The sequence below is a fragment of the Mesorhizobium sp. M0052 genome (genome assembly GCF_040323255.1).
Lineage (GTDB): Bacteria > Pseudomonadota > Alphaproteobacteria > Rhizobiales > Rhizobiaceae > Mesorhizobium.
The window spans coordinates 131,655-145,888 of sequence record NZ_JAMYUS010000001.1 but is presented as its reverse complement, the minus strand read 5'-3'; the positions used below and the strand labels follow the sequence as shown (position 1 = coordinate 145,888).

Annotated in this window: 16 protein-coding genes; 5 read left to right on the top strand and 11 right to left on the bottom strand. The window is 64.0% G+C overall.

All coding sequences use genetic code 11. The features are described 5' to 3' along the window. Window positions 1-80 precede the first annotated feature (80 nt). Entirely contained in the window at window positions 81-971 is an 891-nt protein-coding gene (locus NKJ77_RS00735) for a DMT family transporter (RefSeq protein ID WP_023818505.1), read from the bottom strand. A gap of 101 nt (window positions 972-1,072) precedes the next feature. Between NKJ77_RS00735 and NKJ77_RS00730 the strand changes: the two genes are divergently transcribed. Further along, on the top strand, window positions 1,073-1,558 hold the full coding sequence (locus NKJ77_RS00730; RefSeq protein WP_023672979.1) for a MarR family winged helix-turn-helix transcriptional regulator: 486 nt from the start codon (window positions 1,073-1,075) through the stop codon (window positions 1,556-1,558). Between the two features lie 4 nt (window positions 1,559-1,562). Here the strand turns inward: NKJ77_RS00730 and NKJ77_RS00725 are convergent, their stop codons facing one another. The 4 genes from NKJ77_RS00725 to NKJ77_RS00710 form a co-directional block, all read right to left on the bottom strand. After that, a complete protein-coding gene (locus NKJ77_RS00725; RefSeq protein ID WP_023672980.1) occupies window positions 1,563-1,988 on the bottom strand; it encodes a DUF1178 family protein in 426 nt (141 codons plus the stop codon). After that, complete coding sequence (locus NKJ77_RS00720) at window positions 1,985-2,851, bottom strand: carbon-nitrogen hydrolase family protein (protein WP_023672981.1); 867 nt, start codon at window positions 2,849-2,851, stop codon at window positions 1,985-1,987. The genes NKJ77_RS00725 and NKJ77_RS00720 overlap by 4 nt, the downstream gene beginning before the upstream one ends. An 86-nt stretch (window positions 2,852-2,937) precedes the next feature. Then, window positions 2,938-3,219 (bottom strand): glutaredoxin 3, encoded by a 282-nt coding sequence (gene grxC, locus NKJ77_RS00715; RefSeq protein WP_023672982.1) that lies wholly within the window; start codon window positions 3,217-3,219, stop codon window positions 2,938-2,940. Window positions 3,220-3,241: 22 nt separating this feature from the next. After that, complete coding sequence (locus NKJ77_RS00710; RefSeq protein WP_196813620.1) at window positions 3,242-4,027, bottom strand: ComF family protein; 786 nt, start codon at window positions 4,025-4,027, stop codon at window positions 3,242-3,244. Between the two features lie 72 nt (window positions 4,028-4,099). Here NKJ77_RS00710 and NKJ77_RS00705 point away from each other — a divergent pair, with 72 nt between their 5' ends. Then, window positions 4,100-4,972, top strand: a complete 873-nt coding sequence (locus NKJ77_RS00705) for a methyltransferase domain-containing protein (protein ID WP_023832520.1) — start codon at window positions 4,100-4,102, stop codon at window positions 4,970-4,972. Window positions 4,973-4,984: 12 nt separating this feature from the next. Here NKJ77_RS00705 and NKJ77_RS00700 read toward each other — a convergent pair whose 3' ends face one another. From NKJ77_RS00700 to argJ, 5 genes are all read right to left on the bottom strand, one after another. Continuing rightward, window positions 4,985-5,167, bottom strand: coding sequence for a Flp family type IVb pilin (locus tag NKJ77_RS00700; protein ID WP_023672984.1), 183 nt, complete (start codon window positions 5,165-5,167; stop codon window positions 4,985-4,987). A 127-nt stretch (window positions 5,168-5,294) separates the two neighbouring features. Continuing rightward, window positions 5,295-5,603 carry a hypothetical protein gene (locus NKJ77_RS00695; RefSeq protein ID WP_023694000.1) on the bottom strand — a complete coding sequence of 103 codons (309 nt, stop codon included), beginning with the start codon at window positions 5,601-5,603 and terminating at the stop codon, window positions 5,295-5,297. Between the two features lie 97 nt (window positions 5,604-5,700). Continuing rightward, window positions 5,701-6,117, bottom strand: a complete 417-nt coding sequence (gene mutT / locus NKJ77_RS00690) for an 8-oxo-dGTP diphosphatase MutT (protein WP_023685791.1) — start codon at window positions 6,115-6,117, stop codon at window positions 5,701-5,703. After that, the gene (locus NKJ77_RS00685) at window positions 6,114-6,863 is read right to left on the bottom strand and encodes a GNAT family N-acetyltransferase (RefSeq protein WP_031195769.1); all 750 of its coding nucleotides are present in this window, start codon (window positions 6,861-6,863) and stop codon (window positions 6,114-6,116) included. The genes mutT and NKJ77_RS00685 overlap by 4 nt, the downstream gene beginning before the upstream one ends. Window positions 6,864-6,892: 29 nt before the next feature. Next, on the bottom strand, window positions 6,893-8,134 hold the full coding sequence (gene argJ / locus NKJ77_RS00680) for a bifunctional glutamate N-acetyltransferase/amino-acid acetyltransferase ArgJ (RefSeq protein WP_023822807.1): 1,242 nt from the start codon (window positions 8,132-8,134) through the stop codon (window positions 6,893-6,895). Between the two features lie 169 nt (window positions 8,135-8,303). Between argJ and NKJ77_RS00675 the strand changes: the two genes are divergently transcribed. Then, window positions 8,304-9,533 (top strand): caspase family protein, encoded by a 1,230-nt coding sequence (locus NKJ77_RS00675; RefSeq protein WP_023832519.1) that lies wholly within the window; start codon window positions 8,304-8,306, stop codon window positions 9,531-9,533. 139 nt (window positions 9,534-9,672) lie between these two features. Then, window positions 9,673-10,260, top strand: a complete 588-nt coding sequence (locus NKJ77_RS00670; protein WP_023694003.1) for a TetR/AcrR family transcriptional regulator — start codon at window positions 9,673-9,675, stop codon at window positions 10,258-10,260. A gap of 46 nt (window positions 10,261-10,306) precedes the next feature. Here NKJ77_RS00670 and NKJ77_RS00665 read toward each other — a convergent pair whose 3' ends face one another. Next, window positions 10,307-11,227 (bottom strand): peptidylprolyl isomerase, encoded by a 921-nt coding sequence (locus tag NKJ77_RS00665; RefSeq protein ID WP_023686683.1) that lies wholly within the window; start codon window positions 11,225-11,227, stop codon window positions 10,307-10,309. A 244-nt stretch (window positions 11,228-11,471) separates the two neighbouring features. Here NKJ77_RS00665 and secA point away from each other — a divergent pair, with 244 nt between their 5' ends. Continuing rightward, window positions 11,472-14,204, top strand: coding sequence for a preprotein translocase subunit SecA (gene secA / locus NKJ77_RS00660; RefSeq protein ID WP_023672992.1), 2,733 nt, complete (start codon window positions 11,472-11,474; stop codon window positions 14,202-14,204). The last annotated feature ends 30 nt before the right edge of the window (window positions 14,205-14,234 follow it).

The window sequence follows — 14,234 nt, the reverse complement described above, 5'->3', positions numbered from 1 at the left end:
CAGTTCGAGCAAAGTGTGAAGCGGTTTTCCCGGGAAAAGCGCATAGCGCTTTGCCTAGGGAATTGCGTAAACCAAAGACCCTATGCCTTCTGGCTCTGCGCCTTGGTGGTGATGATCACGCCGATGGTGATGATCACCGCGCCGGCCCAGGTCAGCAACTGGTAGTGCTCGCCGAGGAAGATGGTTCCGGCAAACAGGCCGACGGCCGCCGCCACATAGCCGATCTGGCTGAGATAGACCGGACCGCCCACGGCCTGCAGCCGGAAGAAGAAGGCAAACATCGCCGAGGCCGAAGCGACTTGCGCCACGACAACCAGCGGCACGGCCCTGAGCGGGGCGAAGGCACTGAGGCCGAACAGCGTGAGAATGCCGATCAGCAGCAGCGTCGCCGAGGCCAGGTGGCTGCCGACGGCCAGTTCGATCGGACCGGTGCCTTCGGGCCAGTCGACGGTGCGATAGATATTGCCGGCGGCAAGGCTGACCGGGATCAAAAGTCCGGCCAGCACCCAGTAGACATCGGCCGGCTGGCCGGCCTCGCCGCGCGTCACCGCCACCATGACGGCGCCGATGAAGCCGACGGCGATACCGATACTGCCGAGCGTATTTGGCCGTCGAACGCCGAGCAGGATCGAAAACACCAGTGTGATGACCGGCGACAGCGTGAACATGATGCCGGTATAGCCGGCGCCGAGATGCGGGATAGCCGAAAACATCAGCAGATTGGGCACGGCGTAGGACACGGCGGCGGTGATGAAGAAATAGCGCAGTCTGTGCGAGGTGAGCCGCATGCGCTCGCCGTTCGCGAGCAACGCGCACAGCAGCACGCCCCCGGCGCCGAACGAGATGACGAAGGCCCAGACCATGGCCGGAACGCCGACAGCCGTCGCCAGCTTGCCGAACGGCAGGGTCAGGCCGAGCAGGCCGCCGGTGACGACCAGCAGGCCAAGCGCCGATTCCCAGAGAAATTTCATCGGATGGTCCCGTCACTCACTTGCGGCACTGGGTCGAAACTGTATCTTTAGGTAGCATACCACAAAGATTCTTAACGTCAAGATACTTAGCGGTGAGACAGATGGATCGCGCGGCAAAGGCGGTGGAGCAATGGAAGCGGGAACGGCCGGACCTGGAGGTGTCGCCAATGCTGGTGCTTGGGCGGCTGAACGAAGCCTCGTCGCTAATCGCCCGCGAGCGCCTCGCCCCGCTGTTTGCCCGTTTCGGACTGCAGGCCGGCGAATTCGATGTGCTGGCGACGCTGCGCCGCTCCGGCCAGCCCTACGCGCTGACACCGACCGCTCTATACGAGGCGACGATGGTGACCTCCGGCGCCATGACCAACCGGCTCGACCGGCTTGAGAAGGCCGGACTGATCCTGCGCGGCCCGCACCCCAACGACCGGCGTGGCATTGTCGTGCAACTGACCGAAAAAGGTCTGGCCTTGATCGACGAAGCCCTGACCGCCCACGTCGCCAACGAGCATGAAATCCTCGCCGGGCTCACCGGCACGGAGCGGGGGGCACTGGCTCAGTTGCTTGGCAAATTGATCGATAGCGCCAGCTGATCGCTCAATTGCGCTCCTCGGGAAAACTCGGGATCGGCATGAAATCGATGCCATCCTCGGCCAAGCTCTTGGCTTCGTCCAACGTCGCCTCGCCATAGATGCCGCGCGCATCGCTCTCGCCGAAATGGATCTTGCGCGCTTCTTCGGCAAACTTGTCGCCGACATAGTCGGCATTCTCGCGCACCTTCTCGGCCATCGCCTTCAGTTGCGCCAAAGCCTGCTTCTGGGTTTCGCCCATGGCCAGCGCAATTGTTTCCTGCTTCCGCGCGGTGGAGACGGCTGGCGCCATCAGCGCCTTTTGCACCTTGTGCGAGCCGCAGCTCGGGCAATCGACGAAGCCGCGCTTCTTCTGCGTGTCGAAATCGTCATTGCTGCGAAACCAGCCCTCGAATTCGTGCTCGTGCTCGCAGATCAGGGCAAAGCGGATCACGAAGCCGCGCCCCTGAGCCGCGGCGCTTCCACTGCGCCGGCATTGACGGCAAAATCACGCGCGTTCTTGAGATTGGGGATTTTCTTACGCGCGGCCGACGACTGCGCCGTGTCGATCTCGGCGATGATCACCTCCGGATCGTCATGGTCGGCCTCGGCGAGAATTCGACCCCATGGGTCGACGATCAGCGAATGGCCATAGGTTTCGCGGCCATCCTCATGCAGGCCACCTTGTGCTGCAGCAACCACATAGGCGCCGTTCTCGATGGCACGGGCTCGCAGCAGCACATGCCAGTGCGCCTCGCCGGTCTGGCGGGTGAAGGCGGCAGGCACCGACAAGAGGTCGGCGCCGGCCATCGCCTCGGCGCGGAACAGCTGTGGAAAGCGTAGATCGTAGCAGACGGCAAAGCCGAGACTAGCGCCGTCGATCTCGGTGACGACGGCCTCGGTGCCCGGCTCATAGGCGGCGGATTCGCGCCAGCTCTCGCCATTGTCGAGGTCGACATCGAACATGTGGATCTTGTCGTAGGTGGCAAGGGTGGCGCCGTCCGGCCCAAACAGCAGCGCCCGGTTGGCGAGCTTGCCGTCGGTGCGCAGGATGGCGGTCGAGCCGATGTGCAGGAAGACGCCGAGTTCGCTGGCGAGCTTGCGCGCGGCCGCCACGACGATGTCCTTGTCTTCCAAGGTGAAGGAAGCAGCCCTGGCTTCCTTGTCGCGGATCAGCGCACCGGTCATTTCCGGGGTCTGGATGTAGGTTGCACCGAGGCCTGCCGCTTCGCGCACCAGCCGTTCGAGATCGACCGCGTTGCGCTCGGGGCTCTCGCCCGAACGCATCTGAATCGCCGCCGCCTTGAAAATACCCATCGTCACGTCCTCTTTGAGCAATTCCAGGAAAAGTGTGTAACGGTTTTCCGTCCGGAATTGCGTAAAAACAAAGACATAGAGCGGCGCTACGAACCGCTCTTTGTCGTCGAGCCGTTGGCAAGCAGCCTATCCAGCTGCCCCCGTGCCTCCAACTCGTGGAGGTCGTCGGAGCCGCCGACATGCGTGTCGCCGATGAAAATCTGCGGAAAGGTCGAGCGGCCATGCGCCCGCGAAATCATTTCCTGGCGCAATTCCGGCGAAAACGAAGCGTCATGCTCGGTGTAGGCGACGCCCTTGCGGTCGAGCAACCGCTTGGCCGCTGCGCAATAGCCGCACATCATACGGGTGTAAATCGTCACATCGAGCATCGGTCCGTGCCTTTCTTTGACCTTATATAGTCGCGGACTCGTCGGCCCGAAAGTCCCCCGGCAGGACACGCGCAAAGGTCAGCACATCGACCGCTCCGGCGCCGCCCTTCTTCAGCGCCTTGGCGACCGAGCGCACGGTAGCGCCGGTGGTGTAGACATCGTCGACCAGAAGCACGCGGCGCCCAGTGATCTCGATTTCGGCTTCCGCAGGCACACGGAAGGCGGCGCGCACATTGTCCTCGCGCTCCTGCCGCTCCAGCCCGACCTGCTGGCGCGTGAGCTTGACGCGCCGGACCGCCGAGGGCGAGAAAGGCAGCCCGCTAAGCTGCGCAACCGCCCTTGCCAACTCCGCCGACTGGTTGAACTGCCGCCGAAAGAAGCGCCGCCAGTGCAGCGGCACCGGTACGACGACATCGGCGTCTGCAATTACCTCAGCGCCGGCGCGCAGCATCCAGCGCGCCATCCACGGCGCCAGATCGGTGCGATCCTGGTATTTCAGACCTTGCACCATCTGGCGGGCGACACCTGAATAGGCCACGGCCGCCCGCGCCCGCTCGAACGGCGGCGGATCGGCGATCGCCTCGGCCGACAGGAATCCCTCGCCCATATCGTGCGTGAATGGCGTGCCCATCACCGCGCACCATGGCCGCTCCAGCAGCCTGAGTTTCGGCCAGCAGGCACCGCACAAAACGCCGGGTTGCGAGACGTGCCTGCGACAGCCGGCACAGACCGGCGGGAACAGCATCCGCGCCGGCCAGTCCAACATGGCCAGTTTCAACATGGTTTGAGCGAGGCTCTTGATCTCCATCACCGGATCGGCCACGTGGTTTTGTCGTCCGCGCCAGGATATCACTAGACGGACAAACAGGGATGTCTACCGTTGCCGCCGATCATCGATACTGAACTTTGGCTGGTGCGCAAGCGCAGGGCGCTGGCCCACCCCGTAGCCGGCGCGGATTTTCTGATGCGGCGGGCGGCGGAAGACCTTGCCGACCGGCTCGGCGCGGTCGAGCGGAAATTCGGCAAGGCCGCGGTGCTGTTTTGCCAGACGCCGGACGCAACGGACGTGGTCGCTGCAAGCGGCAAGGCAGCGGAGATCGTGCGCGTCGAGGCAGATCCAGCGTTTCTGGACGGCCGGCCAGGGCTGATAGCACCGCTGGAAACAGTGCCGTTCCAGCCGGAAAGCCTCGACCTCGTCGTTTCACTTCTGTCGTTGCAGGCGATGAACGACATTCCCGGCATGCTGGTGCAGATCCGCCGCGCTCTGCGGCCCGACGGGCTTTTCCTCGGCGCCTTTGCCGGCGCCGGCACGCTTTCCGAATTGCGCGAAAGCCTGCTCGCCGCCGAGACCGAACTCTGTGGCGGCGCCAGCCCGCGTGTCATCCCCTTCACCGATGTTCGCGACGCCGGCGCACTGCTGCAGCGCGCCGGACTGGCGCTGCCGGTGGCCGACGTCGAAACGGTGACCGTCCGCTACGATACCCTCTTCGACCTCATTGCCGATCTCAGGGCGATGGGCGAAACCAGCGCGCTGACTGATCGCAGCCGGCGACCGGGAGCGCGAAAGCTTTTTACCCGTGCCGCCGAAATCTATGCCGAACGCTTTTCGGACGCTGATGGCCGCATCAGGGCAAGCTTTTCCATCGTCTGGATGTCGGGCTGGGCGCCCGATGCCTCGCAGCAAAAGCCCTTGAAACCGGGTTCGGCGAAGGTCTCGCTGAAGACGATACTGGAAAACCCCGGCGGGCGGTGACGGCGCTCCGGATCAGTGCTCGGCGAAGGCGTTTGCGAGCCTGCTGTTGTTGTCGCTGAACAGAAACTGGATCGCATTGCTGGCCTTGCCGACACCCCCGACGATGGCAAGCGACAGCACCGCAACGATCAGGCCATATTCAATGGCCGTGGCGCCTGTTTCGTCCTGCAAAAATCGGCGCAGCAATGGCTTCATGATCGTCGATCCCTCTCATCCCCGACCATATCGCCGACCTGTTAAGAAAGGTTAACGGCACAAGCTTAACAGGCTGTGAAATGGGCCTGCGTTGAGGAAGTTCTCAAGCTGGTGTCGACCTTGTTGGTCAGCAGTCGCCGCTGCGTTGGCCGTCGGCGCGGATGATGCAGACTGAGCTCGGTGAGGGCTGCAGCACGCTTCTGCGCAGAGTATAGGTGGCCCGCGAGCCGATCGAACCCGTGCTCATCGGGTCGAGACCGCCTGCAAGAGCATCGCGGCTGGATGATCGCGTCTGGTTGTCCAGCACGGGGACCGCGATCAGCGCCAGCGCCACTGCGGCCGAGCCGAACAACAGCGTGACGCGCAATAAGCCGACGCCGGCGGCGCGAAAGCTGCGATCTGGCCGGATCGAGTCCCATTCCCTGTCGAGGCTCATGCAATCGCTCCCCGCGAACCCGCTTTGCCGCAATTTTTCACGACGAGATAAATCTTCCATTAACGCTGGCTAGATCAGACCGCGAAATGGCTTTGTATCACAACAGGTCGATGAGGAACTGGATTAGCGGCGCGTCGGCCGGCGGCATGGGATAGTCGCGCATCTGCTTTGGCCGCACCCATTTCAACGCCTGCCCTTCCCTGGGCTGCGCGATGCCGCGGAAGCGGCGGCAGACGAACAGGGGCATCAGGAGATGGAAATCATCATAGGAATGGCTGGCGAAGGTGAGCGGCGCCAGGCAAGGAATGTCGGTCTCGATGCCGATTTCTTCCTGCAGTTCGCGGATCAGGCATTGTTCCGGCGTCTCGCCTGGCTCTACCTTGCCGCCGGGAAATTCCCACAGGCCGGCAAGCTGTTTGCCCTCGGGCCGCTGCGCCAGAAGCACGCGGCCATCGGTATCGACCAGCGCGCACGCGGCGACCAGCAGCAGGCGTTTGCCGGTGATCTCGCTCATGCGCCCGGCGGCCGGCGATAGTGGTAGCGATAGACTTCGTCGAAGCCCAGCGAGTGATAGAGCGCCAGCGCCGGCGCATTGCTGGCCTCGACCTGCAGCCAGGCTTCGCGAGCGCCACGCAGCCTCGCCCACTTCAGCGCCGACAGGATCAGGTTGCGGCCATGGCCCTGATTGCGCGCCGACTTGGCGGTGGCGATCTCAAACAGGCCGGCAAGATCGCCGTCATGGACGCAGATCAGCACCGCCAGAGGGTCGGCCCCTTCCTCCAGCGCAAACAGCCCGACTTCGGGTTGGATAGCGCCGATGATTTCCGAAAGACCGGGCCGCAGCGATGCATCCGAGCCGCTGACCTTGAGCGACGCGCCGAGAAAGCGGCTGATATCCTTCAGCGGAATCTGGTCCATGGCCGGCGCCAGTTGCGCGTCCGCCAGCGGCAGCCGCATCACCAGGGATTCGTCGAATGTGCTCCAGCCCTCATTGTCGAGATGCTTGGCCAGGTCCGGCCCCGACAGCGGCGAGATGCGGAAGGTCAGCGGCCTGCCATAGGCGTCGAAGCGCCGGCTGGCGCGGCCGATGCGCTCGGCAATGTGCTGGGTGTCGCCGGGATCGAGCGGGTTGACCGAGTTCAGCCGCTTGGCCGGATGGCCGGCTGTCAGCCGCACCACCCAGGTGCCGTCATAATGCACGGCCGCCGCCGGCCAGGCGCGAAACCCCGCAGCCTCGTAGCGGCGCACGATGGCCAGCATGCTTGCCGGATGCCTGGAAGCCAACTCCATCAGCTCCGGTAATCGCCATTGATGGCGACATATTCCTTGGTGAGGTCGCAGGTCCACACCGTCGCCTTGCCGCGGCCGATACCGATATCGGCGCGGATGCGAATGTCGTCGCGCTTCATATAGGCCGAGGTCGCTTCCTCGGAGTAGCCCGGGTCGCGTTCGCCCTCATGCGCCAGACGGTTGTCGCCGAACCAGATCGACAGCCGGTCGCGATCGGCCGGCTCGCCGGCCTTGCCGACGGCCATGACGACGCGGCCCCAATTGGCGTCCTCGCCGGCAACCGCCGTCTTGACCAGCGGCGAATTGGCGATGGACAGCGCGATGCGCTTGGCCGAGCGCGCCGATTTGGCGCCGGTAACGGTGACTTCGACCTGCTTGCGGGCGCCCTCGCCGTCGCGCACCACTTGCAGCGCCAGCGATTTGAGCACCTTGCCCAGCGCCCGGCGGAACGCGCCGAGACGCGCATCCTTGGGATCGCTGATGGCGGGCGCGCCGCGCTCGGCAGCGGCTCCGGTGGCGAACAACAGCAGCGTGTCGCTGGTCGAGGTGTCGCTGTCGACGGTGACGGCGTTGAAGGTCTTGGCCGTGCCGCGCGACAACAAGTCCTGCAGCACGGGGGCGGCGATCGGCGCATCGGTGGCGATGAAGGACAGCATAGTCGCCATATCGGGCGCGATCATGCCGGCGCCCTTGGAGATGCCATTGATGATGACGTCGGTGTCGCCAAGCTTGACCGTCGCTGTCGCCACTTTCGGATAGGTGTCGGTGGTCATGATGGCCTTTGCCGCCTCGGTCCACAGATCCGGCTTGCCGTCCTTGACCAGTCCGGCCAGCAAATGGCTGAATTTGGTGGTGTCGAGCGGCTCGCCGATTACCCCGGTAGAAGCGAGGAACACTTCGCCTGGCGTGCAGCCTGCGGCCTTGGCCGCGGCCTCGCCGGTCAGTTGGGTGGAGGCGCGGCCCTTCTTGCCGGTGAAGGCGTTGGCGTTGCCGGAATTGACCACAAGCACCCGCGCCTTGCCGGCGCCAAGGTTCTCGCGGCAGAAGTCGACCGGCGCCGAGGGGCATTTCGACTTCGTGAACACGCCGGCAACCGCTGTGCCGGCATCGAAGACCATGGCCAAGAGGTCGGTACGGTTCTTGTACTTGATCCCGGCCTCTGCGGTGGCGATGCGCACGCCCTCAATGGCAGGCATTTTGGGATATTTCTTCGGCGCGAGCGGCGAAATCGTTGCGGACATTGGGGACCTCGGGCGACGGAAAAACGCTAGGCGAAGGCCGGTTTGCCCGATAGCACGGCCCGGCGCAAGGGCGTTTTCTTGGCCGCCGCTGTGGGCAAGCCACCAGGGATTAAGCTTGCATTTCAAATCCGTTGGCGTCGGCGGGGCCCATGGCGTTATGATATCGGCCATGGGCAGGCTGGTGATCTTGGCGGTGGCGTTTATGGGGCTTTTGCTCCTGAGCGCCGATGCGCAGCCGGAACGGCGCGTGGCGCTGGTCATCGGCAATGGCACCTATGCCGAAGCCGGCACGCTCACCAATCCGGTCAACGATGCGCTCGATATTGCCGGCAAGCTGCGCTCGATCGGCTTCCACGTCATCGAGGGCAACGATCTCGGCAAGCGCGAACTCGAGCGCAAGATCGGCGAATTTTCCGATGCGCTGGAAGGTGCGGGCGTCGGGCTTTTCTATTACGCCGGCCACGGCCTGCAGGTGGAAGGGCGCAACTACATCGTGCCGGTCGACGCCCGGCTCGACATGCCGGTCAAGCTGCAGCTCGAAGCCGTGCCGATCGACGAAGTCCTCGACATCATGGAGCAGCAGACCAAGGTCAGCCTGGTTTTCCTTGACGCCTGCCGCAACAATCCCTTTGCCCGCAGCCTGAGCCGCACCGCCACCACGCGCTCGGCAACGGCGCTTGCCGGTCTGGCGCAGTTCGATTCGACGCGCGGCTCCTTCATCGCCTTCTCGACGGCGCCAGGCGCTGTCGCCATGGACGGCACCGGGCGCAATTCGCCGTTCGCCGCCGCCCTGCTGCGACACATGGCCGAGCCCGGCCAGAGCATCAACGACATGATGATCGCGGTGCGCCGCGACGTGGTCTCCGAAACCCGCGAGGGACAGCGCCCATGGGAACAGGGTTCGCTGCTCGAACGGTTTGAGTTTGTGCCCGGCGGCGAAACGGTTGCACAGCCGAAGCCCGCCGTCCCCCCGGCGCCCGAAACAAAGGTTGCGGCACTCGAACGGTCTGTAGGCGACGACAAGACCGCAATCGAGAAATTCCTGCGCGACGACTATCTTGCGCCCGATGCCGCGGCGATCGGCGAGACCGTCAAGCGGCTCTATGCGCCTTCCGCCACCATCTTCGGCACGCGCTATGACAGCGACGCCGTCGTCAAGCTCAAGACGGACTGGTTCGCGCAATTTGCATCCTGGTCGTTCAGTCTCGAGCCCGGCAGCCTCAATGTGACGCGGCAGGGCGAGAACCGCGCCGAAGCCGTGTTCGCGATGAGCTACGACTATATGTCGAAAGACAAATCGGCGGCGCGCATGACCGGCAAGGCACGCGTCACGCTTGGGCTGGTGAAGAGCGACGGCCAGTGGCGGATCGCCTCGGAAACCTCGCAAGCGATGAACTGAAAATCCCCGCGCAGGGCGAACGTGAGGCCTGCTTCTACAAGCGCTGGAAACGGGCCGTTTCGTTTGCCTGCCAGCTCACCTATATTGCCGGCGAGATTGTTGGCCAGGATTGCCGGCGAGATTGTTGGCGAGGACAGACATGGGCGAGGATCCGGCGCGCAGATCGATCGGGGCGCGGCGCAACCCAGACAGCGCCGAGGCCATTCTCGAGGCCGCGGAGGCGGTGCTGGTCGAGGCCGGCTATGCCGGCTTCTCCATAGAGGCCGTGGCGCGGCGGGCGCGCGCCGGCAAACCCACGATCTATCGCTGGTGGCCGAGCAAGGCGGCCTTGCTGTTAGAGGTCTACAAGCGGCAAAAGCGTGTCGACGTCCCCGATACCGGCAGTCTCGAAGACGACCTCGTCGGTTTCCTGAGGAACCTCTTCGCGCATTGGCGCGACACATCCTCGGGCAGCGTATTCCGCTCGCTGATCGCCGAGGCCCAGTCGGACGAAGCGGCGGCCGCGGCCCTGACTGGCTATGCCGATGGGCGCGTGTCCCACACCGCTCGGATCATCGAGCGCGCCAAGGCGCGCGGCGAGGTTGCGGCCGATATCGACGCAGCGCTGGTCGCCGACCTCATCGCTTCCTATGCCTGGAAACACCTTTTGACCAACCGGCTGGACGAAGATGAGGCGACAATCCGTGCCACTGTCCGCTATGTGATGTCAGGCATCTCCCGCAATTGAAAAGGGCGCCGAACGGCGCCCTTTGCATGTTTTTTCGGTGCCGGCCTTACTTGCCGGCTTCCATCGTGTCGACGGCCTTCTTCAGATTGGCGTCGGGGATTTCGACCTTGGCGGCGCCGCGCAGCTGCTTGACCAGTGCGAAATACTTGTCGCGGATCACCGCCTGCTTGGCCTGGTCCTTGACGTCGTCGAAGGCCGGCGGCTGTTTGGTGCGCTTGTCCTCGAGCTTGATGACATGCCAGCCGAATTGCGTTTGCACCGGCTCCTTGGTGTATTTGCCGATTTCGAGCGCAACTGCCGCCTTGTCGAATTCCGGCACCATCTGCCCCGGGCCGAACCAGCCGAGATCACCGCCATTGGTCTTGCCCGAGGGATCGCTGGTATGCTCGTTGGCGAGCTTCTGGAAGTCTGCGCCGCCATCGAGCTGCTTGATGATCGCCTCGGCCTCTTCCTTCGTCTTCACGAGGATGTGACGGGCATGAATCTCATTGACCGGCGGCGTGCTGGCGATTTCCTGGTCGTAGCGGGCGCGCACCTCGGCATCGGTAACCTTGTCGACGACGCCCTTCTCGACCATCTCGCCATGCAGCGCGCGCTGCTGCAGGAACGCCATGCGGCGCTGGAATTCGGGATCCTTGTCGAGCCCGGTAGCGACCGCCTGGGCGGCCATGACGCGGATTTCGATGGCCGCCGAAAGGGCGGCGGCGCGGCGCTGCTCGGGTGGCAACTGCGAGAACTGCTGCGACAGCTCGCCCTCGGCAAGCCCAAGGTCCGCCTCGGTCAGCTTCTGGCCATTGACGGTAGCGATGACGGCGTTCGGATCGACGGGGGCTGCCGCCGGCGCTGCTGCGGCATCGGCCGGGGCGGGAGCGGCTTCCTGGGCCATCAGCGGAGACAGCGACAGGGCCGACAGGCCGAAAGCCAAGCCAAGGCTGGCGAGCGACGCACGGCGAAACAGTAAGGACATCAAGATTAACTCCAAGGGGGGATTGGTAGGGCTTGCAGATCAGCCGGATTGTGGCGGAATTTGGCGCTGCCCATAGGGCTAACGCGGCGTTGACATCAGTTGAGCCCCCTCTTATCTGTCCAACGACTTTGCGTCCAGAACCGTTTTCCGGGCGCTTTTTGTGTTTGTCCGCGTTTCACGCGGAATTGATGGGGCCGGCCGGCGCTCATCTCAAAATTGAGAATTCTATCGAAAGGACCATCGGATGGTCAGTCTCGGCGGTCTCGCCCGTAAGGTTTTCGGTTCCTCCAACGATCGTCGCGTAAAATCGACCCGGCCGCGTGTCGAGGCGATCAACGCCATGGAAAACGAGATGCGGGCGCTGTCCGACGCCGAGCTTCAGGCCCGCACGGAAAAATTCCGCCAGGATATCGCCAACGGCGCTACGCTCGATGACCTGCTGGTGCCGGCCTTCGCCACCGTCCGCGAGGCATCCCGCCGCGTGCTCGGCATGCGCCCCTTCGATGTGCAGCTGATCGGCGGCATGGTGCTGCACAATGGCGGCATCGCCGAAATGCGCACGGGCGAGGGCAAGACCCTGGTCGCCACCCTGCCCGTTTATCTCAACGCGCTTGCCGGCAAGGGCGTCCATGTCGTCACCGTCAACGACTATCTCGCCACCCGCGACTCCGAATGGATGGGCCGCGTCTACAAATTCCTCGGCCTTTCGGTCGGCGTCATCGTCCATGGCCTGTCCGACGAGGAACGCCGCGTCGCCTATGCGTCCGACGTTACCTATGCCACCAACAACGAGCTCGGCTTCGACTATCTGCGCGACAACATGAAGTATGAGCGCGCGCAGATGGTGCAGCGCGGCCACAATTACGCGATCGTCGACGAAGTCGATTCCATCCTGGTCGACGAGGCGCGCACGCCGCTGATCATTTCCGGTCCGCTCGAGGACCGTTCGGAAATGTACAACACCATCGACGCCTTCATGCTGCAGCTCGGCCCGGCCGACTACGAGATCGACGAGAAGCAGAAGACCTCGATCTTCACCGAGGAAGGCACCGAGAAGCTGGAAAACCTGCTGCGCGCGGCCGGCCTGCTCAAGGGCGAGTCGCTCTATGACGTCGAGAACGTCGCCATCGTCCACCACGTCAACAACGCGCTGAAGGCGCACCGGCTGTTCCAGAAGGACAAGGACTACATCGTCCGCAACGACGAGATCGTCATCATCGACGAATTCACCGGCCGCATGATGCCGGGACGCCGCTATTCGGAAGGCCTGCACCAGGCGCTCGAAGCCAAGGAGCATGTGGCGATCCAGCCGGAAAACCAGACGCTGGCCTCCGTCACCTTCCAGAACTATTTCCGCCTCTACAAGAAGCTGTCCGGCATGACCGGCACGGCGCTGACCGAGGCCGAGGAGTTCGGCAACATTTACGGCCTCGAAGTCACCGAGATCCCGACCAATCTGCCGGTCATCCGCAAGGACGAGGACGACGAGGTCTACCGGACGGTCGAGGAGAAGTACAAGGCGATCGTCAAGGAGATCAAGGAAGCGCGCGCCAAGGGCCAGCCGACGCTGGTCGGCACCACCTCCATTGAAAAATCCGAGCAACTGGCCGAGCGCCTGCGCAAGGAAGGGTTCAAGGATTTCGAAGTGCTGAACGCCCGCCATCACGAGCGCGAAGCGGCCATCGTCGCCCAGGCCGGCAAGCCCGGCGCCATCACCATCGCCACCAACATGGCGGGACGCGGCACCGACATCAAGCTCGGCGGCAACGCCGAGATGCGCATCGAGGACGAACTGGGCGACATGCCTGCTGGTCCCGAGCGCGAGGCGCGCGAAAAGGAAATCATTGCCGATGTCGAGCGCCTGAAGGAAAAGGCGCTGGCCGCCGGCGGCCTCTACGTGCTGGCCACCGAGCGCCATGAATCGCGCCGCATCGACAACCAGCTCCGCGGCCGCTCCGGCCGCCAGGGCGACCCCGGCCGTTCGAAATTCTTCCTGTCGCTGCAGGACGATCTGATGCGCATCTTCGGCTCCGAGCGCATGGACGGCATGCTGCAGAAGCTTGGCCTCAAGGAAGACGAGGCCATCATCCATCCGTGGATCAACAAGGCGCTGGAAAAGGCGCAGAAGAAGGTCGAAGCGCGCAACTTCGACATCCGCAAGAACCTGTTGAAATACGACGACGTCTCGAACGACCAGCGCAAGGTGGTGTTCGAGCAGCGCATCGAATTGATGGACGGCGAAGGCCTGTCCGAGACGATCGCCGAGATGCGCGAAGGCGTCATCGAGGAGATCGTCACCAAGAACATCCCCGAAAACGCCTATGCCGAGCAGTGGAACGTCGCCGGCCTCAAGGCCGAGGTCGCCGAATTCCTCAATCTCGACCTGCCGGTCGAGGACTGGGTCAAGGAAGAAGGCATTGCCGAGGACGACATCCGCGAGCGCCTGACCAAGGCCGCCGACGCCGCCGCCAAGGAGCGCGCCGAGCGCTTCGGCCCAGACGTGATGAGCTATGTCGAACGCTCGGTGGTGTTGCAGACGCTCGATCATCTGTGGCGCGAGCACATCGTCAACCTCGACCATCTGCGTTCGGTCGTCGGCTTCCGCGGCTACGCCCAGCGCGACCCGCTGCAGGAATACAAGAGCGAGGCGTTCGAGCTGTTCCAGGCGCTGCTCGGCAATCTGCGCCAGGCCGTCACCGCGCAATTGATGCGCGTCGAACTGGTCCGCCAGGCCGCCGAAGCACCGCCGCCCGAAGCGCCTGAAATGTTCGGCAGCCACATTGACGGCACCACGGGCGAGGACGATTTCGAGGGCGGCGAGACCGCACTTCTGGTCCGCCAGGAGAGCAACGCCATCGTCGCTCCCGAAGACCGCGATCCGAACAACCAGGCGACCTGGGGCAAGATCGGCCGCAACGAAGCCTGCCCCTGCGGCTCCGGCAAGAAATACAAGCACTGCCACGGCGCGTTTGCCTGATTTCGACGGCTAGGTCGGCGGGACAGCACC